A 20,929-nucleotide genomic window follows, 5' to 3' on the forward strand; every position below is an offset into this window, starting at 1 on the left:
CGTGAGCCGTCCCCACCACGGGGCAACCCCGCACGTCTGTCCCCATCGGATCCGAACGGATCCCAAGGGGTCCGTGGGTCCGTCCGTGAGGCAACGAAACCACTGTGCGGGGTGGAAATGGGCAGGTCGCGAGGGGTGTCAGCTGATCGAGGCCCGCCGCTCAGCAGGGGGCCGACCGCAGTTCATCCTGACGTCATACGGGCCCTGGAACGGCTACCAGTTGCCCTCTCCGGGGACCAGGCGGCCCGCCTTGCGGTACTCGCGCTCGGCGCCCTCGCGCAGGTCCCGGGTCGTGACCGAGGCGCCCCGCCCGACGGCGGCGTAGGCGGCGGTGACGACCGCGCTGCGGATCGAGCCGCCCGCCAGTTCGAAGTCCCGCGCGACGGCCGCCGGGTCGATGTCGTCCGTGCACGGCACCGCCGAGAGGCTGTGCCGCCACAGGGCCAGGCGCTGCTCGGCGTCGGGGAACGGGAAGTCGATCACCAGGTCCAGCCGCCGGGTGAACGCCTCGTCGATGTTGGCGCGCAGGTTGGTGGTGAGCAGCGCGATGCCGTCGAAGGACTCCAGCCGCTGGAGCAGGTAGGCGCTCTCCATGTTGGCGTGCTTGTCGTGGGAGTCCTTGACCTCGGAGCGCTTGCCGAAGACCGCGTCCGCCTCGTCGAAGAGCAGCACCGCGTCGGTGCGGTCGGCCTCGGTGAAGATCCGCTCCAGGTTCTTCTCGGTCTCGCCCACGTACTTGTCGACGATCGAGGAGAGCTGGACCACATACAGATCCAGGCCGAGTTCGGCGGCGACGACCTCGGCGGACAGGGTCTTGCCGGTGCCGGAGTCGCCCGCGAAGAGACCGAGGACGCCGTGTCCCCTGCCGCCTCCGGCGCTGAGCCGCCAGTCGCCGAGCACCTGGTCGCGGTGGCGGGCGCGCAGGGCCAGTTCGTGCAACTGCACCAGGGGCTTGTCGGGCAGGACGAGGTCCTCCCAGCCCACGTCGGGCCGGATCCTGCGGGCATGCCGCTCAAGTCCCGAGGCGGACTGCTGCCGTGCGGCGAGCCGCAGATGGGCGGCGGTCACCGGGGTGCCGTCGAAGGCCGCGAGGTCCTGGGCGGCGCCCGCGGCGCGCAGGATGCGGTCGCCGCCGAGCCGGTAGGGGGCGACCGTGGCCGCGAGGTCGAAGTCGGGCTCGTGGCGCAGGGCGGCGGCCCAGACGTCCACCGCGCCGGCCCGCTGCCGGGGCGCGTCCAGGACCAGCGGGTCGCTCTCGCACCACTGCGGGTCGTACGGGCGCGGCCCGGAGAGCAGCACCGGCAGCCCGGTGTCCGCCAGTGCCCGCACCAGCGCGGCGGGCTGCTCCGGCAGGGTGGACACGACGATCGCGGCGCCCCGCAGCCGGGCCTCGCGCAACAGCTCGGGTACGCGGTCCTCGGGGCCCGTGTAGTGCAGGGCCTCGAACCCGGCGGCCCACAGGGCGGCGGCGGCACCGGCGAGCCCGTCGCCCTCGCGGTGCTCGCGCAGATAGACGGTGAGGGGCTCGGTGCTCAGCCGGGCGGCCAGCTTGTCGGTGAACCCGTTGTCGTGCGACGACGGGGCCCCCGTGAGCCGGTGCACATGGCCGGCGAGAGCGGGGTCCAGGGTGCTGTCGCCGAGCAGATGGGCGATGAGCCGGTCGGGTACGCGCAACGACCGGCTGAGGAAGGGGCGTTCGGGGTCCTCGACGACCAGCAGACCGAGCGCGGTCAGCGGCGCCGAGGAGTGGAACCTGGCCCGCGCCGCGGCGAAGTGCACGGGCAGTGCGCACAGGTCGAGGGCGAGCCCCGTGGTGGCCCGGCGCCTGCTGACGTCGTCGTTGAGGTACCCGTACAGCGGCTCGAAGGTGCGGTCCAGGTCGGGCGCGAGGGCGATGAGCAGGATGTGGATGTCCAGCTCGGTGAGCCCCAGGCGCGCCGCGAGCAGCTCAAGGCGGTCGGGGTGGGCGGCCTGCGCACCCTCGTCCCCTGTGCCGTGCTCGTCCTCCGGTCCCGTTGGCCCTTCCGGTCCGTCGTCCTCGAACGCGGAGGTGTGGAACACCTGCACGGGTGCCAGCAGATGCCGTACGGCGTCGTCGGAGAGGTACAGCCCGCGCAGCGGATCGTCCGCCGTGGGGTCGTCCGCGCCGCGGTCCTCGACCAGCTCGGCGACCCGGCCGCGCAGCCGGGCAAGACGGAGGAGGAGCGCGTCGGACGTGGATCCGGACGAGTGGGGGGTGTGCGTGGTCACTTCTGCCGTTCTCCGGTGCTGTTCCGCTCTCCGGCGAGCGGTGAGGTCTTCAGATGGCGCGGCAGGTGCCCCCGCTCCTCAGATCCTCCCACCGTGCTGTCGATGCTGTGTACGTGGATCGCGGCTTCCTTGACCGGCGGGCCGGCGTCGTACTCGGGGAAGGCCGGGAACGGCGCGGTGACGACGAGGTCCAGGGACGGCTTCAGCTCGCCGCCCATCGCGGACCAGATCTCGGCGAGGGACCGCGACTCCGTGTGCAGCCCGGCCACCGTGAGCGGGATGGACAGGCCCAGCGCGCCGAGCGCGGGCGGCAGATCGCGGGCCGGCATCAGTTCGTGGGGCAGCAGGGTCGCCAACGCGGCGGACAGCAGCCGGTGTTCGTCCTGGGGCTGCTTGGTCCAGGCGGTGACCAGGTACGACAGCCGGAACCAGCGGGGCGGCTGGCGGCGGCGCACGACGATGTCGCGGTCGTCGCGGACCGAGACATGGCCGCGCTGACGCCGGGAGACGTCCTCACGGATGTCGTACAAGTAGGTGTTGATGGTCGGCGCGTTGCGCCGTGCCGCCCAGTCGCGGGTCGGGGCCTCGAAGGAGATGTCGATGCCGGAACCGGCCAGCGCCCCGCCCCCGAGCAGCCGCTTGAGGACCTCGTCCACTTCGTGGATCACCGTCGTGCTCCTGCCGTGCCTTGCCGTGCCCTGTCGTGCCGTACCGCCGCCGGATGCCGGCGCGACTGCCCCGTGCCGACCTCGGGGCCGCTCTCGTGAGAGAAACCGCTGTCGTAACCGATCGTCCCTCTGAAGCCCCCGTCTCCGCAGGCACCCCGGGGACGGCAGGCGGGCAGACCATGCTGCCCCGGAGTCCGCCCATGATTGCCCGTTCGATCAGATGTAACCTTCACGGAGGGCATGTGCCACGGCGTGCGCCCGGTTGCGCAGATGCAGTCGGGTGGTGAGTCCATGCATCACATTCTTGACGGTGCGTTCGGAGTAGGACAGCTTGCTGGCGATCTCACCGGTGTCGAGTCCCTCGGCGACGAGCCGCAGCACATCCACCTCACGCGGCGCGAGCCCCGACGAGGGGGCACCGGGGTTGCTGCTCGCCGTCCTGTGCAGCGAACCCACCTGGCTGATCAGCCGGCCGAGCAGATCGGCGGGCAGGTCGCCGTCACCGCGGGAGGCCGCGATGACGGCCTGCACCAGCCGGTGCGCGGTGGCCTCGTGGCGCCACACGATGGCGCCGACCCCGCACTCGATGACATCGAGGAGTTCGGTCTCGCGGATCATGCTCACCACGAGTACGGCACGGGCGCCCTCGCTGCGCACCAGTCTGCGCAGCCGGGAGAGCGCGGTCTCGTCCAGCGTCTCGCTGATCAGCAGCGCGACGGTGTCGGGACCGGTCTCGGTCTCCTCGCGGAGGTCGATCACCGGGTGCTGTCTCAGCTGGCTGAGCGCTCCCTCCTTGGTGATCGGATCCGAGGCGTGTACCGCCACCGGTATGCGGGACTCGGGCTCTGCCGTGCCCGGAGTCGCGGTACCAAACGAGCTGCGCAACGGACTCCCCTATGTTCACGAGCCCGTCACCTCTGTGGCGTCCGTGACAGGCGTGCAGTCATCACACTTCTGTTGTCCATACGTCCGGCGCAATCGTGGAGCACCACGAGACACACCACGAGATCGGGGTCCGCGACTGGTTGACACCAGTGGGTCATGTCAGGCAACGGAAGCCACCTGTTCCACCGTCACACACAGTGGGCCGCTCCACGGCGGCGAGGGAGGCAGGGATGGACACCCCACTGCTTGAGCGCCGGGAGGCGCTGGAGCTGGTAGCCGCCGAGGCCGAGCGCGCCCGCGCCGGGACCGGCCGGCTCGTCCTGCTGCGGGGCGCCACCGGCACGGGCCGCACCGCGCTCCTCGAAGCCGTCGCCGAGCAGGCGGACGCGGCCGGGATGCGGGTGCTGCGGGCCCGCTGCTCACCCGACGACACCGCGCTTCCCTTCGCCGCCGTGAGCCAACTGCTCGGTCCCGCGGCGGAGTTCGCCGAGACCCGGGAGATGGTGCCGGACGAGCACGCCCGGGGCGCCTGGCTGTGGCGGCTGCTGCGTTCGCTCACGGACGGGCCGCCGCTCCTGGTCACCGTGGACGACGTCCACCTCGCGGACGACTTCTCGCGGCGCTGGTTCGTGGACGCCGCGCGACGGGTGGACCGATTAGCTGTACTGCTGGTGGTGACCGAGCGCAGTCAGTACGACATCGACGCCCCGTCGGCCGGTCTCGCCCACACGCTCTCACCCGCCCTCGTCCGCACCCTCACCCTCGCTCCGCTGGGCGCACGGTCCACGGCGGAACTGGTCCGTTCGGACTTCGGCACGGTCGCGGACACCTGGGTGGAGGACTGCGTACGGGCGAGCGCGGGCAGCCCGCTGCTGCTGCGTGCCCTCCTCGACGACCTGCGGGGGACCCGGCCGGCCACGGTGCCGAAGGTGTGCGCCGCCCTGTATCCGGGGGCGTACCAGGCCGCGGTGTCGTGGTGGCTGGACAGCGCGGGGCCCGCGACGGCGGAGGTGGCGCGGGCGCTGGCCGCGCTGGACGACGACTGGGCCGAGCGGTCCCGGCCGTCGTCCGACCCGCCGGACGACGAGGCCGGCGCACCGTCCGGGAACCCGGCGGACGGCGCCGGGTCCCGGCCGGACCAGCGGGAGGCCACCGGACCGGGGACCGGCCGAGGCCGCCCCGGCGATGAGAGCTGCCCGGAGGAGGGCCGGACCGGGGAGGGCCGGACAGGGGCGGCCCCGGCCGGCCTCGCCTCCGGCGGCCCGGAGGAGACCACCGGAGCCCTGCCGCACCCGGCGGCGGCCCCGCTCTTCGGCGACGGCCCGTCCGGGCGGGGCGCCCCGCCTCCCGGGGAGGACCCGGCCGCGCGGGACGCCGCGGTCCTCGACGAGTTCGCCGACGCCGATCCGGCGCGGGTGGCGGGGTGGCTCACCGCCATGGCGCAGCTGGGACTGCTGCGGCCCGACGCCGACGGGCGGCCCCGCTATGCCCATCCCCTGCTGCGGGACGCGGTGTTGAGCGGCTGGCCGGTCACCCGGCGCAGGGCCGCCCACCGGACGGCCGCAGCGGTGATGCTGCGCCGCGGCGAGCGCGCCGAGGTCGTGGCCGGACAACTGCTGCGGGCCGACACGGTCGGTGTCGCGTGGGCCACCGGTGTCCTGCTGGACGCCGCCACCGTCGCCGTGCACGACGGCCGCACCGCCGACGCCCTGCCCTATCTGCGCCGCGCCCTGGACGAGCCGCTGCCGGACGGCCACCGACAGCGGCTCCTCACCGAGCTGGGCTCTCTCGAGTACACGACCGTGCGTTCCTCGGCCGGCATACCGCGCCTCGCCGAGGCGGTCCGGCTGCCGGGCCTGCCGCAGGACCGGGTGCGCGCGGCGGTCGCCCTGGGCACCGCCCTGGCCGGCCGGGGCGAGGCCCGCGCCGCCGTCGACGTACTGCGCTCGCTCGACCCCCAGCTGACGGCCCACCCCGAGCTGGCCCGCACGGTGCGCACCGCCTCGGCGCTGCTCTCCGACCACGACCAGGAGATCCGGCAGGAGACCTACCACTGGCTGCACGAGACCGCCGACCGCGCACCGGCCCTGGTCGGCACCGCGGGCCAGGTACTGCTCGTACGGTACGAGGCGACCGCGGGCCTGCTCTCGGCGAAGGCCGCCATGGAGCGCGTACGGGCCCTCCTCGCGGAGCCCGCCGACCCGCTCGCGGAGCCGTTCCTGCTGGGCACGGCCGCCGCCGTCGCGCAGTGGGCCGACGAACTCGACGAGGCGGAGCGGCTCGTGGAGCGCGGTCTCGCCCGGCAGCGTCCGTCGCTGCTGCACCCGATGCACCGGGCCCTGCTGAACGTACGCGCCGACATCGACGCGGCCCGCGGCGACTACGCGCGGCTGCTCGCCGGGCCCGAGGCCCGCAGGCCGGCCGGTACCCGCCCCGGTCCCGTCAACGGCCAGGCCCACGCGCTGCTCGCGCTGGTGGAGACCGGCCGGCTGGTGGAGGCGGGCCGGCTCGCGGGCGGCTTCGACCTGCGGGACGCCCCGAACTCCTGGGAGCTGAACCGGTTCCTGTACGCGCGAGGTGTGCTGCGGTTCGCCACCGGGGACCCGGCGGGCGCGCTCGACGACTTCCTCGAATGCGGACACCGGCAGGCGGCCCGCGAGGTGGTGAGCCCGGTCGTCACGCCCTGGCGGACGGCCGCGGCACAGTGCCGGCTGGCGCTCGGCCGGCCCCGGGAGGCGCTGGAACTCGCCGAGGAGGAACTGCGGCTGGCCGAGGTGTGGAACACCCCGCGCCTGGTGGGCCGTGCGCTGCGGGTGCTGGGCATGGCGACCGGCGGGCGGCGCGGTCTGGAACTCGCGGCGCGGGCCGTGCGCGTACTGCGGACCGCCGCCGTCGAGCCGGAGCTGATACCCGCGCTGATCGCGCAGGGCCGTCAGCTCACCGCCGCGGGGGAGCGGTCCCACGCCCGCGACAGCCTGCGGGAGGCGGCCGAACGCGCCGAACGGCTGGGCGCCGTACGGCTGCGGGCCACCGCGCAGGAGGCCCTGCGCGAGGGCGGCGCCCGCCGCACCACGACGGCGCTGACCGGCTCGGGCGCGCTCACCGGCAGCGAGCGCCGGATAGCCGAACTGGCCGCGGACGGCCGGACGAACACGGAGATCGCGGACCTGCTGCACCTGGCGCGCCGCACCGTGGAGACCCATCTGACCAGCACCTACCGGAAGTTGGGCATCCGCCGCCGGGGTGAACTGACGGCCGCGCTCGGCGCGGCGGGGGAGAGCGAGCAGGCGGGCTGAGGAGCGGCCCCGCCCGTTGCCCATGTCCGGTCCAACGCTTGCCCATGGCTCGCTTTTATCGCTTTGCGGGCGCACGCCCCGCCGCCCACACTGATCCGGTGCTGACCCGACGTGAGACCCCCGCCGACGTGGCCGCCGCGCGCGCCGTGATCGCTGCCGCCTTCGCCGAACCGGGCACCCCGGACCCGGTGGAGGCCACCCTGCTCGACGCGCTGCGGACCTGCGACGGCTGGCTGCCCCCGCTGTCGTACGTGGCGGTCGACGAGAAGGAGGAGGTCGTCGGGCACGTCGTCTGTACGCGCGGACACGTCGACGGCGTCCCGGCCCTCGGGCTCGGCCCGATCGGTGTGCGCCCCGACACCCAGCGGCACGGCGCCGGCCTCGCCCTGATGCACGCGGTGCTCGGCGCGGCCGACGCCCTCGGCGAACCGCTCGTCGCCCTGCTGGGCAGCCCCGCCTACTACGGCCGCTACGGCTTCCGGCCCGGCACCGAGCTGGGCATTTTGCCGCCCGACCCGTCCTGGGGCGAGTACTTCCAGGTCCGCACCCTGACGGCGTACGAGCCGACGCTGCGCGGCACGTTCAGGTACGCGAAGCCGTTCGACGACGTCTGACGGGACGCGAACGGCCCCCACCGTTGGGCGGGGGCCGTTCGCGTGCACAGGACCAAGACCTACGGGCCTACGGACCTACGCGCCTGCGGGTCTACTTGACGGGTTCGGGCTGGGGCTCGTTCTCCGTCTCGGCCGTGCCCGCCGGAGGCTCGTCCGCCGGGGTCCGTACGGAGTCGAGCAGCAGCTGGGCCACGTCGACGACCTGGATGGACTCCTTGGCCTTGCCGTCGTTCTTCTTGCCGTTGACCGAGTCGGTCAGCATGACGAGGCAGAACGGGCAGGCGGTGGAGACGATGTCCGGGTCGAGGCTGAGCGCCTCGTCGACGCGCTCGTTGTTGATGCGCTTGCCGATCCGCTCCTCCATCCACATGCGCGCGCCACCCGCGCCGCAGCAGAAGCCGCGCTCCTTGTGGCGGTGCATCTCCTGCTGACGCAGGCCGGGGACGGCGGACATGATCTCGCGCGGCGGCGTGTAGATCTTGTTGTGCCGGCCCAGATAGCAGGGGTCGTGGTAGGTGATGAGGCCCTCGACCGGGGTCACCGGGATCAGCTTGCCCTCGTCGATGAGGTGCTGGAGCAGCTGGGTGTGGTGGATGACCTCGTAGTCGCCGCCGAGCTGCGGGTACTCGTTGCCGAGGGTGTTCAGGCAGTGCGGGCAGGTGGCGACGATCTTCTTCGCGGACTTGGGCTTCTTCGACTCCGCGGTGACCTTGCCGTCGTCGTCCATGTCCTCGCCGAAGGCGGCGTTGAGGGACATGACGTTCTCCATGCCGAGTTCCTGGAACAGGGGCTCGTTGCCCAGGCGGCGGGCGGAGTCACCGGTGCACTTCTCGTCGCCGCCCATGATGGCGAACTTCACGCCCGCCATGTGCAGCAGCTCGGCGAAGGCCTTGGTGGTCTTCTTGGCCCGGTCCTCCAGGGCGCCGGCGCAGCCGACCCAGTACAGGTACTCGACCTCGGAGAGGTCCTCGATGTCCCGGCCGACGACCGGGATCTCGAAGTCGACCTCCTTGGTCCACTCCAGGCGCTGCTTCTTGGCGAGCCCCCAGGGGTTGCCCTTCTTCTCCAGGTTCTTGAGCATCGTGCCGGCCTCGGAGGGGAAGGCGCTCTCGATCATGACCTGGTAGCGGCGCATGTCGACGATGTGGTCGACGTGCTCGATGTCGACGGGGCACTGCTCGACGCAGGCGCCGCAGCTGGTGCAGGACCACAGGACGTCGGGGTCGATGACCCCGTTCTCCTCGAGGGTCCCGATGAGCGGCCGCTCGGCCTCCGCCAGCGCGGCGGCGGGCACGTCCTTCAGCTGCTCGGCGGTCGCCTTCTCGTTCCCCTCCATGTCCTTGCCGCCACCGGCGAGGAGGTAGGGGGCCTTGGCGTGCGCGTGGTCGCGCAGCGACATGATCAGCAGCTTCGGGGAGAGCGGCTTGCCGGTGTTCCAGGCGGGGCACTGGGACTGGCAGCGGCCGCACTCGGTGCAGGTGGAGAAGTCGAGCAGGCCCTTCCAGGAGAACTGCTCGACCTGGCTGACACCGAAGACGTCGTCGTCACCGGGATCGGTGAAGTCGATCGGCTTCCCGCCGGAGGCCATGGGCAGCAGCGCGCCCAGCGCGGTGCCTCCCTCGGCGTTCCGCTTGAACCAGATGTTCGGGAAGGCGAGGAAGCGGTGCCAGGCGACACCCATGTTGGTGTTGAGCGAGACGACGATCATCCATACGAAGGACGTGCCGATCTTGATCGTCGCGACGAGGTAGACCAGGTTCTGGAGCGTGCTCAGGCCGAGGCCCTTGAAGGCCAGGACCAGCGGGTACGAGGCGAAGTACCCGGCCTCGTAACCCTCGACGTGGTGGATCGCGCCCTCCAGGCCGCGCAGCACGTAGATGGCGAGGCCGATGGTGAGGATGACGTACTCGACGAAGTACGCCTGGCCGGCCTTGGAGCCGGCGAAGCGGGACTTGCGGCCCGCCCGGGAGGGCAGGCTCAGCAGCCGGATGGCCATGAGCACGGCGATGCCGAGGACCGTCATCACACCGATGAACTCGATGTAGAGCTCGAACGGCAGGAACTCACCGATGTAGGGGAGCACCCAGTCGGCCTGGAAGAGCTGGCCGAAGGCCTGGACGAGGGTGGGCGGCAGCGTCAGGAATCCGACGGCCACGAACCAGTGGGCGAATCCGACGATGCCCCACCGGTTCATCCGGGTGTGCCCGAGGAACTCCTTCACCAGCGTGACGCTGCGCTGGTAGGGGTTGTCGGTGCGGGTACCGGCGGGGACCGGCTGGCCGAGCTTGAAGTACCGGACGAACTGGCCGATGGCGCGTGCGAGCAGGGCTACGCCGACCACGGTCAGGACCAGCGACACGATGATCGCGGCGAGTTGCATTACGGGGCTCCTCGGGCCTGCGAGGTTTCATTACTGAGCAGTAGCTTACGCAGTCCTTCGACACTACCCATTCCTGTGTCCGCACTGTAGTCAGAGGCGCGGTGATCTGTGTCGCTGAGGCATACCTGTGCAGGTCGGCTCCGCCGGTTCCGCAGGGGGTGCGCCCCGGCGGGGGCACACCGCGCAGTTCCCCGCACCCCTGGGAGCCAGGGCTGTGCCCCCGCCTGTCTGTCGGGTGCGGCGCGGCGGGGGCTTGTCGCGCAGTTCCCCGCGCCCCTAAAAGCGGGGGCTGCGGCCCGGCCTGTCTGTCGGGTGCGGCGCGGTGGGGGCTTGTCGCGCCGTTCCTCGCGCCCCTGAAAGGCGGGGCTTGCCCTGAAGGGGCGCGGGGAACTGCGCGCTCATCCCCTACGCGCTCGCACGTGACGACGGCGGGGTGTCGGGTCTTTGGGGGCGCGGGGAACGGCGCGCTCGGCCCCCGCGTGCTCGCGCGTGGCGACGGCGGGGTGTTGGGTCTTTGGGGGCGCGGGGAACGGCGCGCTCGGCCCCCGCCGGCCCGCGCGTGGCGACGGCGGGGTGTCGGGTTTTTGGGGGCGCGGGGAACTGCGCGCTCAGCCCCCGCGTGCTCGCGCGTGGCGACGGCGGGGTGTTGGGTCTTTGGGGGCGCGGGGAACGGCGCGCTCGGCCCCCGCCGGCCCGCGCGTGGCGATGGCGGGGTGTCGGGTTTTTGGGGGCGCGGGGAACGGCGCGGCGAGCCCCCGCCGGGGCGCGGTCGGGTGGGGGGACCGCAGGTCACAGGCCAAAGTGCGCGTAAGTAAGAGATAAGAGTTGAGCCCCCACGACTCACCTCTGTTGACCCAGCGGTCAGCGTCATGCACACTTGAGTCTGTTCCACTCAAGTCATTGCTGGAGGAATTGAAATGGCACGTGCGGTCGGCATCGACCTGGGCACGACTAACTCCGTCGTCAGCGTTCTGGAGGGCGGTGAGCCCACCGTCATCACCAACGCCGAGGGCGCCAGGACCACGCCGTCCGTCGTCGCCTTCGCCAAGAACGGCGAGGTGCTCGTCGGCGAGGTCGCCAAGCGCCAGGCGGTCACGAACGTGGACCGGACCATCAGGTCCGTGAAGCGTCACATGGGCACGGACTGGAAGATCGAGCTCGACGGCAAGCACTTCAACCCGCAGCAGATGAGCGCCTTCATCCTGCAGAAGCTGAAGCGCGACGCCGAGGCGTACCTGGGCGAGAAGGTGGCCGACGCGGTCATCACCGTCCCGGCGTACTTCAACGACTCCGAGCGCCAGGCGACGAAGGAGGCCGGCGAGATCGCCGGCCTGAACGTCCTGCGCATCGTGAACGAGCCGACGGCCGCCGCCCTGGCCTACGGCCTCGACAAGGACGACCAGACCATCCTCGTCTTCGACCTCGGCGGCGGCACGTTCGACGTGTCCCTCCTGGAGATCGGCGACGGAGTCGTCGAGGTGAAGGCCACCAACGGCGACAACCACCTCGGTGGTGACGACTGGGACCAGCGGGTCATGGACTACCTGGTCAAGCAGTTCTCCGCCGGCCACGGCGTGGACCTGGGCAAGGACAAGATGGCCCTCCAGCGCCTCCGCGAGGCCGCCGAGAAGGCCAAGATCGAGCTCTCCAGCTCCACCGAGACGTCGATCAACCTGCCCTACATCACCGCGTCCGCCGAAGGCCCGCTGCACCTGGACGAGAAGCTCACCCGCGCCCAGTTCCAGCAGCTCACGGCCGACCTCCTGGAGCGCTGCAAGACGCCGTTCCACAACGTCATCAAGGACGCCGGCATCCAGCTGAGCGAGATCGACCACGTCGTTCTCGTCGGCGGCTCCACCCGTATGCCCGCCGTGGCCGAGCTCGTCAAGGAGCTCACCGGCGGCCAGGACGCCAACAAGGGCGTCAACCCGGACGAGGTCGTCGCCATCGGTGCCGCCCTGCAGGCCGGTGTCCTCAAGGGTGAGGTCAAGGACGTCCTGCTCCTCGACGTGACCCCGCTGTCCCTCGGCATCGAGACCAAGGGAGGGATCATGACCAAGCTCATCGAGCGCAACACCACGATCCCGACCAAGCGGTCCGAGATCTTCACGACGGCCGAGGACAACCAGCCGTCGGTACAGATCCAGGTGTACCAGGGCGAGCGTGAGATCGCGGCGTACAACAAGAAGCTCGGGATGTTCGAGCTCACCGGTCTGCCGCCCGCCCCGCGTGGCGTCCCGCAGATCGAGGTCGCCTTCGACATCGACGCCAACGGCATCATGCACGTGACCGCGAAGGACCTCGGCACGGGCAAGGAGCAGAAGATGACCGTCACCGGCGGCTCCTCGCTGCCGAAGGACGAGGTCGACCGCATGCGCCAGGAGGCCGAGCAGTACGCGGACGAGGACCACCGCCGCCGCGAGGCCGCCGAAGCCCGCAACCAGGGCGAGCAGCTCGTCTACCAGACGGAGAAGTTCCTCAAGGACAACGAGGAGAAGGTCCCCGGCGACGTCAAGACCGAGGTCGAGACGAGCGTCGAGGAGCTGAAGGCCGCGCTCAAGGGCGAGGACACCGCGGAGATCCGTACGGCCACCGAGAAGGTCGCCGCCGTCTCCCAGAAGCTGGGCCAGGCGATGTACGCCGACGCCCAGGCCTCCCAGGGTGCCCCGGACGCCGACGCCCCGGGTGCCGGCGCGGGCCCCGACGCCAAGGCCGCCGACGACGATGTGGTCGACGCCGAGATCGTCGACGAGGACCGTGACCGCAAGGACGGTGCCGCGTGACGGAGGAGACCCCGGGCTTCGACGAGCAGCCCGACGTCCCCTCCGGCGCCACCCCTGAAGACGCCGAGCCGCAGGCTGCCCCCTCCTCCGCGGAGGACGGGGCGGCCTCGGCCGGGGACACGGCAGCAGCTCAGTCAGCAGCCCAGATCACAGGCCTGACGGCCCAGCTGGACCAGGTCCGCACGGCGCTCAACGAACGCACGGCGGACGTCCAGCGGATCCAGGCCGAGTACCAGAACTACCGCCGCCGCGTCGAGCGCGACCGGATCGCGGTCAAGGAGATCGCCATCGCGAACCTCCTGACCGAGCTCCTGCCCGTGCTCGACGACATCGGCCGCGCCCGGGAACACGAGGAGCTGGTCGGCGGTTTCAAGTCGGTGGCCGAGTCCTTGGAGACCGTCGCGGCGAAGATGGGCCTGCAGCAGTTCGGCAAGGAGGGCGAGCCCTTCGATCCGATGATCCACGAGGCCCTGATGCACTCGTACGCGCCGGACGTCACGGAGACGACCTGCGTGGCGATTCTTCAGCCGGGGTATCGCTTCGGCGAGCGCACCATCCGCCCCGCGCGGGTGGCGGTCGCCGAACCGCAGCCGGGCGCTCAGGCGGTCAAGGCCGACGAGGCGGACACGGCGGCGAACGGGGCGGCCGACGACAAGGAGAGCGGTGGCCCGGACGAGGGCTGACGTGGCACAGGGCGTACGCGCGCCCCGAAGCACCAGCACAGCCGAGCGCGTACGTGAGAGTGACGTACGGAAGGAGGGGCGTCGAGGATGAGCACCAAGGACTTCATCGAGAAGGACTACTACAAGGTCCTCGGCGTCCCCAAGGACGCCACCGAGGCAGAGATCAAGAAGGCGTACCGGAAGCTCGCCCGCGAGTTCCACCCGGACGCCAACAAGGGGAACTCGCGCGCCGAGGAGCGCTTCAAGGAGATCTCCGAGGCGAACGACATCCTCGGTGACCCCAAGAAGCGCCGGGAGTACGACGAGGCCCGCGCCCTCTTCGGCAACGGCGGCTACCGGCCGGGCGGCCCCGGTGGTTCGGGCGGCAACTTCAACTTCGACCTGGGGGACCTCTTCGGAGGCGGCGCCCAGGGCGGAGCGGGTGGCCCCGGATCCGGCGGGGCCGGTGGGGCCGGCGGCTTCGGCGGCGGTATCGGTGACGTCTTCGGAGGTCTCTTCAACCGCGGCGGCGCGGGCCCCGGCACCCGGACGCAGCCGCGCCGAGGGCAGGACATCGACACCGAGGTCACGCTCAGTTTCACGGAGGCGGTGGACGGCGCGACCGTTCCGCTCCGGATGACCTCGCAGTCCCCCTGCAAGGCCTGTTCGGGCACCGGCGACAAGAACGGCACACCGCGGGTGTGCCCGACCTGCGTCGGGACCGGCCAGGTGGCGCGCGGTTCGGGCGGCGGTTTCTCGCTGACCGACCCGTGCCCCGACTGCAAGGGCCGCGGCCTGATCGCGGAGCACGCGTGCGCGGTCTGCAAGGGCTCGGGGCGCGCCAAGTCGTCCCGGACCATGCAGGTCCGTATCCCCGCGGGGGTGTCGGACAGCCAGCGCATCCGGCTGCGCGGCAAGGGAGCGCCGGGCGAACGGGGCGGTCCTGCGGGCGACCTGTACGTCACCGTGCATGTGGACTCGCACCCGGTGTTCGGCCGCAAGGGCGACAACCTCACCGTCACCGTGCCCGTCACCTTCGTGGAGGCGGCGCTCGGCGGCGAGGTCCGCGTGCCCACGCTCGGCGGCCCTCCGGTCACCCTGAAACTGCCACCGGGCACGCCCAACGGCCGTACGATGCGCGCCCGTGGCAAGGGCGCGGTCCGCAAGGACGGCAGCCGCGGGGATCTGCTCGTCACCGTCGAGGTGAGTGTCCCCGGGGACGTGACGGGGAAGGCTCGTGACGCGCTGGAGGCGTATCGCGAGGCGACCGCGGAGGAGGATCCGCGGGCTGAGCTGTTCGAGGCAGCGAAGGGAGCATGAGGACACCATGGACGCACCCGGACGCCGTCGGCAGAACTCATTCACCGGCAGGGCCTATGAGCTGACGGAAGAAACACCGGTGTACGTCATCTCGGTGGCCGCCCAGCTCTCGGGCCTGCACCCGCAGACGCTGCGTCAGTACGACCGCCTCGGCCTGGTCTCCCCGGACCGCACGGCCGGGCGCGGTCGGCGTTACTCGGCCCGCGACATCGAACTGCTGCGCACCGTGCAGCAGTTGTCGCAGGACGAGGGCATCAACCTCGCCGGCATCAAGCGCATCATCGAGCTGGAGAACCAGGTCGCCGCACTCCAGTCCCGGGTCGCGGAACTGCAGTCGGCCCTGGAGGGCGCGGCGGCGACCATGCAGCAGCGCGAGGCGGCGGTCCACGCCTCGTACCGCCGCGACCTGGTCCCGTACCAGGAGGTCCAGCAGACGAGCGCGCTGGTGGTGTGGCGCCCGAAGCCGAAGCGCCCGCCGACGGACTGAAGCACCGTCTGAACACCATCTGAAGGGGCCCGGAGGTTCATCTGAACCTCCGGGCCCCTTCGCGTGCTCGCGTCATCCGTCGCATCACCACGCAGCATCATCCGTCGCATGAATTTCACCTCCCCCTGTAAGAACTGGGCCGTCACGCGCATTGCTTGGTGACAGAGCCGATGTGAGCCGATGTGAGGGGACGGCGCATGACACATGCCCAACACTTCCGGGACGTCTACGAGGAGTGCTATCCGCGTGTTCTCGCCTACGCGACGAGCCTGGTGGGTCGGCAGGTGGGGGAGGACATCACCAGCGAGACGTTCACGGTGGCCTGGCGGCGGGTGCGGGACATCTCGGAGCCCGCGCTGCCGTGGCTCCTGGGAATCGCCCGCAACCTGGTGCGCGAGCTGCGTCGCCGGGACAGCCGCCAGTACGCCCTCGCCGCCGCGGAGGCGCAGCGTGTCAGCAGGGGTGCCCGGAGCGACGCCGCCGACCTCGCGGCGGACGTGACCGACCGGGAGGCCGCGCTCCAGGCCCTGGCCAGCCTGTCCGAGGCCGACCGGGAGCTCCTGACGCTCATCGCCTGGCACGGGCTGAGCACCAAGCAGGCCGCGAAGGTCCTGGGCTGCACCACCGCGACGCTGACCGTCCGGCTGCACCGGGCCCGCCGCCGTCTGGAGAAGGCCCTGGAGTCCCCGTACCCGGCGGACACGGCACAGACAGACACGGCACAGGCACCCACGGCACGGATACCGGGGGCGGACTCCGCGCCACTCGTCCGGACCGCGCGCCGCACCGACCGCAAAGGAGCACTCACATGAAGAACACCCTCGAACGGTCCGGGCGGCCCGACGTCATGAAGCTGCTGGCCGACGCCCGGCCCGACGCACTCGACCCGGCCGGGCTGGCGGACTCCCCGCGGCAGCGCGAGGACCTGGCCCGCATCATGGCCGGCCGGACGGACCGTCAGGCGACCCGCTCCCGGACGCCGGGGCGGCTCCGGATCGGGATCCGGCCGCTGGGGACCGCGGTGGCTCTCGCGGCGGTCGCGGCGTCCGCGGTGGTCGTCAGCACGCTCGACGAGGATCCCCTGGGGGTGCGCCCGGGGGCGGCTCCGCAGCCCTCCTCGTCCTCCTCCTCCGCCGCCGGCGAGAAGGGTGAGGTGCGCGTGGACGGCCGCCTCCAACTGCTCAGCGTGGCGAAGAAGGCGGAGACGCCGGCCACCGAGGGAACGTACTGGCAGACCACCACGCGGTCCCAGGACGTGAACATCGTCGGGGCGAAGGACCAGCTCTTCGCCGTGCGCACCACGTCGACCGAGGAGTGGTCGGTGGGCGTGCGCCCCGGAACCCGGAGCCTGATGGTGACCGGTCTGGACGACTCGACCGCTCCCCGCACCGACGCGGACAAGGCGCGCTGGCGGGCCGCGGGCTCACCCGGGACGGTGCAGTCCGAGGTTCCCGGGAACCCTGGAGGCGGCACGCTCGCGTACACGATGGGAAGCGGCCGGCCGAGCGTCATCCGGACGGACGCGGGCGACAAGATCTACGCCGTCGGACCGCGCAACGTCACCTACCAGGACCTGCGTGAACTGCCCTCCGACAGCGGGGAACTGCGCCGGGAGCTGGAGAAGCTGTACGCGCAGGACAGCGGTGCCGACGCCGGTGCGGGCCGCACGGCGTACGTGCTGCGGCAGGCGGCCGGCCTCGTCACGATGCCGGTGGAGCCCGCCGTCCGGGCGGCCGCGTACCGGGTGATGGCGGAGCTGCCCGGCGTCCGGGGGCTGGGGCGTGTCACCGATCCGCTGGGGCGCGAGGGCGTCGGCTTCACCTTCCCCGGAACGGCGTCGACTCCGTTGGGCGGCGTGCAGCAGCGGCTGGTGGTGGACCCGTCCACCGGCGAGCTGCTCTGCGAGCAGCTCGTACTGACCGAGCCGTCGGCCAGGGCCGAGGAGGCGGGCCTCGACGCGGGCACGACGGTGAACTACACGGCGACGACGCGGATGGCCTGGGGCGAGAAGCAGATCACGGTGCCGGAGAACGCCCGGAGCGACATCCGCTGAAGGACGGTTCCTGAGGGACGGTCCTGGCGGAGGTGGGGGCGAGGGCGGAGGTGGGGGTGGAGTCCTGCGGGCCCTGAGGGGCGGCCGGACTCCACCCTTACTTCCACCCATGGGTCCAGGCGTGAGAGGCCCCGCGACAGCACGCTTGAGGGCATGACATTCACCGACTGGATCACCGACATCGCCCTCCTGCTCGTGGTCTTCCGGCAGCTGCGGGAAGGCCGCCTGGATCTCAAGACGTACCTGATCCCGATGGGGATCGTGGCCTTCGTGGCCTCCCACTACCTGCACACCATTCCGACCGCGGGCAACGACCTGGTGCTGATCGGAGCGCTGGTCGGGGCCGGCGCCGTGCTCGGTGTCGCCGGTGGTGTCTACACCCGGATCCGCGGCGCCGGCGGACACCTGTTCATCAAGGCAGGCGCCGTCTCGGCGGCCCTGTGGGTGCTCGGCATGGGCGCGCGCATGGGCTTCCAGCTGTGGGTCGACCACGGCGGCGCCGACGACGTGGCGCGGTTCAGCGTCACCCATGACATCACCACCATCGACGCCTGGGTCGCCGCGTTCGTGCTGATGGCGCTCACCGAGGTGGTCACGCGCCTGGCCACGATATTCGTCCGGAGCCGCCGGGCGGAGCGCGAGCCGCAGCTCCCCGCGGGTGAGCGTCCCGCCGCGGCCGTCCTCGACCGCGCCGTCTGATCGTGGGCACCGAGGGAGCCGTGGGCTATGGTCGCGGCGTGTCCGCCTCCGCGAGTTCCCCCGGCCCCCGGGGCGTGGCCCGTCACGATTTTCGACTGCACCGGGCCGTCACGCTGGCGGTCGTCGTGGCCGCGGTGGTGACCGTCCGGCCGTTGGGGGTCGGCGGCCGCGGCCTGGCGGTGGCCGCGCTGATCGTCGTCAACTCCGTGGCCCTGCTGGCGCGGCACCTGCCCGAGGCCAGGTTCCCGCCCCGTGTCGCGCTGGTCTGGCTGACCCTGGGGGTCGTGGCGTCCGCCGCCCTGCTCGGAGTCAGCCGCAGCGGCTCCGGTTACCTGTTCGCCTACTTCCTCGTCGGCCACATCGGCTACCGCCTGCCCCTCAAGCAGGCTCTGTCGCTGGCGGCCCTGGCGGTCCTGCTCTGCGGCGGTGCCCTGTACCTCCGCGCCGACCCCGGCCACGCGGCGCTGCCCTGGGCCCTCGGCCTGACCATCGGCATACCGGTGGTGGCCGGGATCCTCAGCCGTAGCAGGCAGCGCGCCCTGGAGGCGGTGATCGCGTCCGCCGAGTCCGCGGAGCGGGCCGCCCGCGCCGAGGCCAGGACCGCCGTCCTCACCGAGCGCAGCCGTATCGCCCGGGACGTCCACGACGTACTGGCGCACTCCCTGGCCGGGATCAACATGCAGCTGGAGCTGGCGGACGCCCTGCTCGACACCGGCGACCTGGAAAAGGTCCGCGAGGCGAACGACAAGGCCCACAGCCTGGTCAAGGAGAGCCTGAAACAGGCCCAGTGGACCGTGCACGCGCTGCGCGAGGACGCCCTTCCGCTGCTCGGCAGCCTGACCGCGATGGTCGAGTCCTCGGGCCACCGCGACGCGCTCACCGTCACCGGGACCGTGCGCGAACTGCCGGCCCAGGTCACCCAGAACCTGCTGCGCATCGCCCAGGAGGCGCTGACCAACGCCGCCCGGTACGCGCCGGGCGGTGACCTGGGGGTGGAGCTGAGCTTCGAGACCGAGTCGACCACACTGAGGATCCGCAACGGTCCGGGGACCGGCCGGGTGCCGGCAGGCGGCGGCAGCGGAATGGGGCTGATCGGAATGCGCGAGCGCGCGGCCCTGCTGAAGGGGACCGTGACCGCGGGCCCGGTCACGGAGGGCCCCGGCCGAGGAGGCTGGCAGGTGGAGGCAGTGATCCCGGGATGAGTGAATCGGTGGAGAACCCGCAGGTGTTGAAGGTGATCGTCGCCGACGACCAGGCCGCGGTCCGTGAACCCCTGGCCGTCATGCTCGGCATGTCCGAGGACATCGAGGTGGTCGCCGCGGCGGCGGACGGCACGGAGGTGCTCGCTGCCGTGGCCGCGGGGGTGGTGGACGTGGTCCTGATGGACCTGCGGATGCCGGTGATGGACGGCATCGAGGCGACCCGCCGGCTGAGCGAGGAGTATCCGCGGGTCGCCGTGGTGGTGCTGACCACCTTCGCCGACGACGAGTCGATCCTGGCGGCGCTGGGGGCCGGCGCCCGTGGCTATCTGACGAAGAACGCGGGGCGCAAGGACATCGTCCGCGCGATCCGCGCCGCCGCGGCGGGGCAGTCGGTCCTCGACCGTGAGGTCCAGGACCGCCTCCTGGCCACCGTCCGCACCCGCCCGCCGGCCGCGGGACGGCCACTGCCGCCGGATCTCACACCACGCGAGCGCGAGGTGCTCACCCTCATCGGCCAGGGCCTGCCGAACCGGGCCATCGCGGAGAAGCTCTTCATCAGCGAGGCCACGGTCAAGACCCACATCAACAACCTGTTCGCGAAGGCCGACATCAGAGACCGCGCCGACGCGGTCCGCCGGGCCTTGGCGGCGGGCCTGGCCTGACCGAAGACCACACGGATCCTCCGCCACCACCGGCCGGTCCGCAGTCCTACGCCCGCTGGAACAGCACCTCGGTCCGCTGACCGTGCGGCCTTCCGTAGCCACGGGCGTGCTGGAGGAGTCCTGCGAGGCTGTGTGGGGCGGTGGTGAGGACGACATCGGGTCGGTCGCTCTCACGGAGGCGGAGGGTGCCGTCGGGGGCGGCGGCTATGGAGAGGCACTCGCCTTCCGGGCCACCGCTGAACGTTGACTTCTGCCAGGTGAGTGGGTGCCCTGTGGTGGTGCGGGCGTGCTGGAGGAGTCCTGCGAGGCTCTGTGGGGCGGTGGTGAGGGTGACGTCGGGGGTGTCGCTCTCGCGGAGGTGGAGGGTGCCGTCGGGGGTGGCGGCTATGTGGAGGCAGTTGCCTTCCGGGCCGCCGCTGAAGGATGACTTCTGCCAGTTGAGTTCAGGGCCGGTCATGGGTGCTGCGCCCTGTGGTGGTGCGGGCGTGCTGGAGGAGCCCTGCGAGGCCCTGTGGGGCGGTGGTGAGGATGACACCGGGGGTGTCGCTCTCGCGGAGGTGGAGGGTGCCGTCGGGGGCGGCGGCTATGTGGAGGCACTCGCCTTGCGGGCCGCCGCTGAATGTTGACTTCTGCCAGGTGAGTTCAGACATCCGTGTCTCCCTAGAGGGTGTAGAGGACGTGCTGGATGAGGGCCAGAGAGTCCTTCACGGAATGTGCTTCCGGGGCCAACGATACGTCGATCGGGGCCAGCGCGTAATCGGCGAGGCGTTCGTACAGCTTCCCGTACTGGAGTAGGGCTTCCTGGTCACCCAAGTACCGGATCCCCGTGGGCTGTTCCAGGACCACGGTACCCAGCCGTGGCACGGAAGGGATCACATGGACGAAGTTCCCGCTGATGGCGGCATGGGCCTGAGACCGTGTTTGAGATCTGCCGTGTCCCGTTGCTGAGGCGTTCGTTGAGCTCACCG

The 20,929-nt window shown here is 71.7% G+C and carries 18 protein-coding genes; 11 read left to right on the forward strand and 7 right to left on the reverse strand.

Annotated features, from left to right (window positions below; translation table 11 throughout):
- Positions 1–213 precede the first annotated feature (213 nt).
- The 3 genes from ACLVWQ_RS17320 to ACLVWQ_RS17330 form a co-directional block, all read right to left on the reverse strand.
- Positions 214–2,250 (reverse strand): ATP-binding protein, encoded by a 2,037-nt coding sequence (locus tag ACLVWQ_RS17320; RefSeq protein ID WP_414109666.1) that lies wholly within the window; start codon positions 2,248–2,250, stop codon positions 214–216.
- The gene (locus ACLVWQ_RS17325; RefSeq protein ID WP_414109667.1) at positions 2,247–2,918 is read right to left on the reverse strand and encodes a DUF4255 domain-containing protein; all 672 of its coding nucleotides are present in this window, start codon (positions 2,916–2,918) and stop codon (positions 2,247–2,249) included. Before ACLVWQ_RS17325 ends, ACLVWQ_RS17320 begins: the two co-directional genes overlap by 4 nt.
- A gap of 216 nt (positions 2,919–3,134) precedes the next feature.
- Positions 3,135–3,803 (reverse strand): helix-turn-helix transcriptional regulator, encoded by a 669-nt coding sequence (locus ACLVWQ_RS17330; protein ID WP_414109668.1) that lies wholly within the window; start codon positions 3,801–3,803, stop codon positions 3,135–3,137.
- 230 nt (positions 3,804–4,033) lie between these two features.
- Between ACLVWQ_RS17330 and ACLVWQ_RS17335 the strand changes: the two genes are divergently transcribed.
- The gene (locus ACLVWQ_RS17335) at positions 4,034–7,099 is read left to right on the forward strand and encodes an AAA family ATPase (RefSeq protein ID WP_414109670.1); all 3,066 of its coding nucleotides are present in this window, start codon (positions 4,034–4,036) and stop codon (positions 7,097–7,099) included.
- Between the two features lie 98 nt (positions 7,100–7,197).
- Positions 7,198–7,713, forward strand: coding sequence for a GNAT family N-acetyltransferase (locus ACLVWQ_RS17340; RefSeq protein WP_414109671.1), 516 nt, complete (start codon positions 7,198–7,200; stop codon positions 7,711–7,713).
- A gap of 91 nt (positions 7,714–7,804) precedes the next feature.
- Here the strand turns inward: ACLVWQ_RS17340 and ACLVWQ_RS17345 are convergent, their stop codons facing one another.
- Positions 7,805–10,093: a (Fe-S)-binding protein gene (locus tag ACLVWQ_RS17345; protein ID WP_414109672.1), complete on the reverse strand. Its 2,289-nt coding sequence runs from the start codon at positions 10,091–10,093 to the stop codon at positions 7,805–7,807.
- Between the two features lie 917 nt (positions 10,094–11,010).
- Between ACLVWQ_RS17345 and dnaK the strand changes: the two genes are divergently transcribed.
- From dnaK to ACLVWQ_RS17390, 9 genes are all read left to right on the forward strand, one after another.
- Positions 11,011–12,876, forward strand: coding sequence for a molecular chaperone DnaK (gene dnaK, locus ACLVWQ_RS17350; protein WP_414109673.1), 1,866 nt, complete (start codon positions 11,011–11,013; stop codon positions 12,874–12,876).
- On the forward strand, positions 12,873–13,559 hold the full coding sequence (gene grpE, locus ACLVWQ_RS17355) for a nucleotide exchange factor GrpE (RefSeq protein ID WP_414109674.1): 687 nt from the start codon (positions 12,873–12,875) through the stop codon (positions 13,557–13,559). The genes dnaK and grpE overlap by 4 nt, the downstream gene beginning before the upstream one ends.
- Positions 13,560–13,646: 87 nt before the next feature.
- Positions 13,647–14,858, forward strand: coding sequence for a molecular chaperone DnaJ (gene dnaJ / locus ACLVWQ_RS17360; protein WP_414109675.1), 1,212 nt, complete (start codon positions 13,647–13,649; stop codon positions 14,856–14,858).
- Between the two features lie 7 nt (positions 14,859–14,865).
- Positions 14,866–15,345 (forward strand): heat shock protein transcriptional repressor HspR, encoded by a 480-nt coding sequence (locus ACLVWQ_RS17365; protein ID WP_414109676.1) that lies wholly within the window; start codon positions 14,866–14,868, stop codon positions 15,343–15,345.
- A 197-nt stretch (positions 15,346–15,542) separates the two neighbouring features.
- On the forward strand, positions 15,543–16,157 hold the full coding sequence (locus ACLVWQ_RS17370; RefSeq protein ID WP_414109678.1) for an RNA polymerase sigma factor: 615 nt from the start codon (positions 15,543–15,545) through the stop codon (positions 16,155–16,157).
- Entirely contained in the window at positions 16,154–17,398 is a 1,245-nt protein-coding gene (locus tag ACLVWQ_RS17375) for a CU044_5270 family protein (protein WP_414109679.1), read from the forward strand. Before ACLVWQ_RS17370 ends, ACLVWQ_RS17375 begins: the two co-directional genes overlap by 4 nt.
- 153 nt (positions 17,399–17,551) lie before the next feature.
- Positions 17,552–18,097 carry a hypothetical protein gene (locus ACLVWQ_RS17380; RefSeq protein ID WP_414109680.1) on the forward strand — a complete coding sequence of 182 codons (546 nt, stop codon included), beginning with the start codon at positions 17,552–17,554 and terminating at the stop codon, positions 18,095–18,097.
- A 74-nt stretch (positions 18,098–18,171) separates the two neighbouring features.
- Positions 18,172–19,299 carry a sensor histidine kinase gene (locus tag ACLVWQ_RS17385; RefSeq protein ID WP_414109700.1) on the forward strand — a complete coding sequence of 376 codons (1,128 nt, stop codon included), beginning with the start codon at positions 18,172–18,174 and terminating at the stop codon, positions 19,297–19,299.
- Positions 19,296–19,961 (forward strand): response regulator, encoded by a 666-nt coding sequence (locus tag ACLVWQ_RS17390; RefSeq protein WP_414109681.1) that lies wholly within the window; start codon positions 19,296–19,298, stop codon positions 19,959–19,961. Before ACLVWQ_RS17385 ends, ACLVWQ_RS17390 begins: the two co-directional genes overlap by 4 nt.
- A 46-nt stretch (positions 19,962–20,007) precedes the next feature.
- On the opposite strand, the gene ACLVWQ_RS17395 is transcribed toward ACLVWQ_RS17390, so the two are convergent.
- Genes ACLVWQ_RS17395 through ACLVWQ_RS17405 form a run of 3 tightly spaced genes read right to left on the reverse strand, consistent with a single transcriptional unit; the run spans position 20,008 to position 20,825 of the window.
- Positions 20,008–20,418, reverse strand: a complete 411-nt coding sequence (locus tag ACLVWQ_RS17395; protein WP_414109682.1) for a DUF397 domain-containing protein — start codon at positions 20,416–20,418, stop codon at positions 20,008–20,010.
- A complete protein-coding gene (locus tag ACLVWQ_RS17400) occupies positions 20,405–20,611 on the reverse strand; it encodes a DUF397 domain-containing protein (protein WP_414109683.1) in 207 nt (68 codons plus the stop codon). The genes ACLVWQ_RS17395 and ACLVWQ_RS17400 overlap by 14 nt, the downstream gene beginning before the upstream one ends.
- Before the next feature lie 10 nt (positions 20,612–20,621).
- Positions 20,622–20,825 carry a hypothetical protein gene (locus tag ACLVWQ_RS17405; protein ID WP_414109684.1) on the reverse strand — a complete coding sequence of 68 codons (204 nt, stop codon included), beginning with the start codon at positions 20,823–20,825 and terminating at the stop codon, positions 20,622–20,624.
- Between the last annotated feature and the right edge of the window lie 104 nt (positions 20,826–20,929).

Source organism: Streptomyces sp. CWNU-52B, assembly GCF_047444975.1.
Classification (GTDB): Bacteria; Actinomycetota; Actinomycetes; order Streptomycetales; family Streptomycetaceae; genus Streptomyces.

Coding starts and splice junctions, on each gene's coding strand:
- ACLVWQ_RS17335 (WP_414109670.1), top strand. CDS start 4,034: ATGGACACCCCACTGCTTGAGCGCCGGGAGGCGCTGGAGCTGGTAGCC.
- ACLVWQ_RS17345 (WP_414109672.1), bottom strand. CDS start 10,093: ATGCAACTCGCCGCGATCATCGTGTCGCTGGTCCTGACCGTGGTCGGC.
- dnaK (WP_414109673.1), top strand. CDS start 11,011: ATGGCACGTGCGGTCGGCATCGACCTGGGCACGACTAACTCCGTCGTC.
- dnaJ (WP_414109675.1), top strand. CDS start 13,647: ATGAGCACCAAGGACTTCATCGAGAAGGACTACTACAAGGTCCTCGGC.
- ACLVWQ_RS17365 (WP_414109676.1), top strand. CDS start 14,866: ATGGACGCACCCGGACGCCGTCGGCAGAACTCATTCACCGGCAGGGCC.
- ACLVWQ_RS17370 (WP_414109678.1), top strand. CDS start 15,543: ATGACACATGCCCAACACTTCCGGGACGTCTACGAGGAGTGCTATCCG.
- ACLVWQ_RS17375 (WP_414109679.1), top strand. CDS start 16,154: ATGAAGAACACCCTCGAACGGTCCGGGCGGCCCGACGTCATGAAGCTG.
- ACLVWQ_RS17380 (WP_414109680.1), top strand. CDS start 17,552: ATGACATTCACCGACTGGATCACCGACATCGCCCTCCTGCTCGTGGTC.
- ACLVWQ_RS17390 (WP_414109681.1), top strand. CDS start 19,296: ATGAGTGAATCGGTGGAGAACCCGCAGGTGTTGAAGGTGATCGTCGCC.
- ACLVWQ_RS17395 (WP_414109682.1), bottom strand. CDS start 20,418: ATGACCGGCCCTGAACTCAACTGGCAGAAGTCATCCTTCAGCGGCGGC.
- ACLVWQ_RS17400 (WP_414109683.1), bottom strand. CDS start 20,611: ATGTCTGAACTCACCTGGCAGAAGTCAACATTCAGCGGCGGCCCGCAA.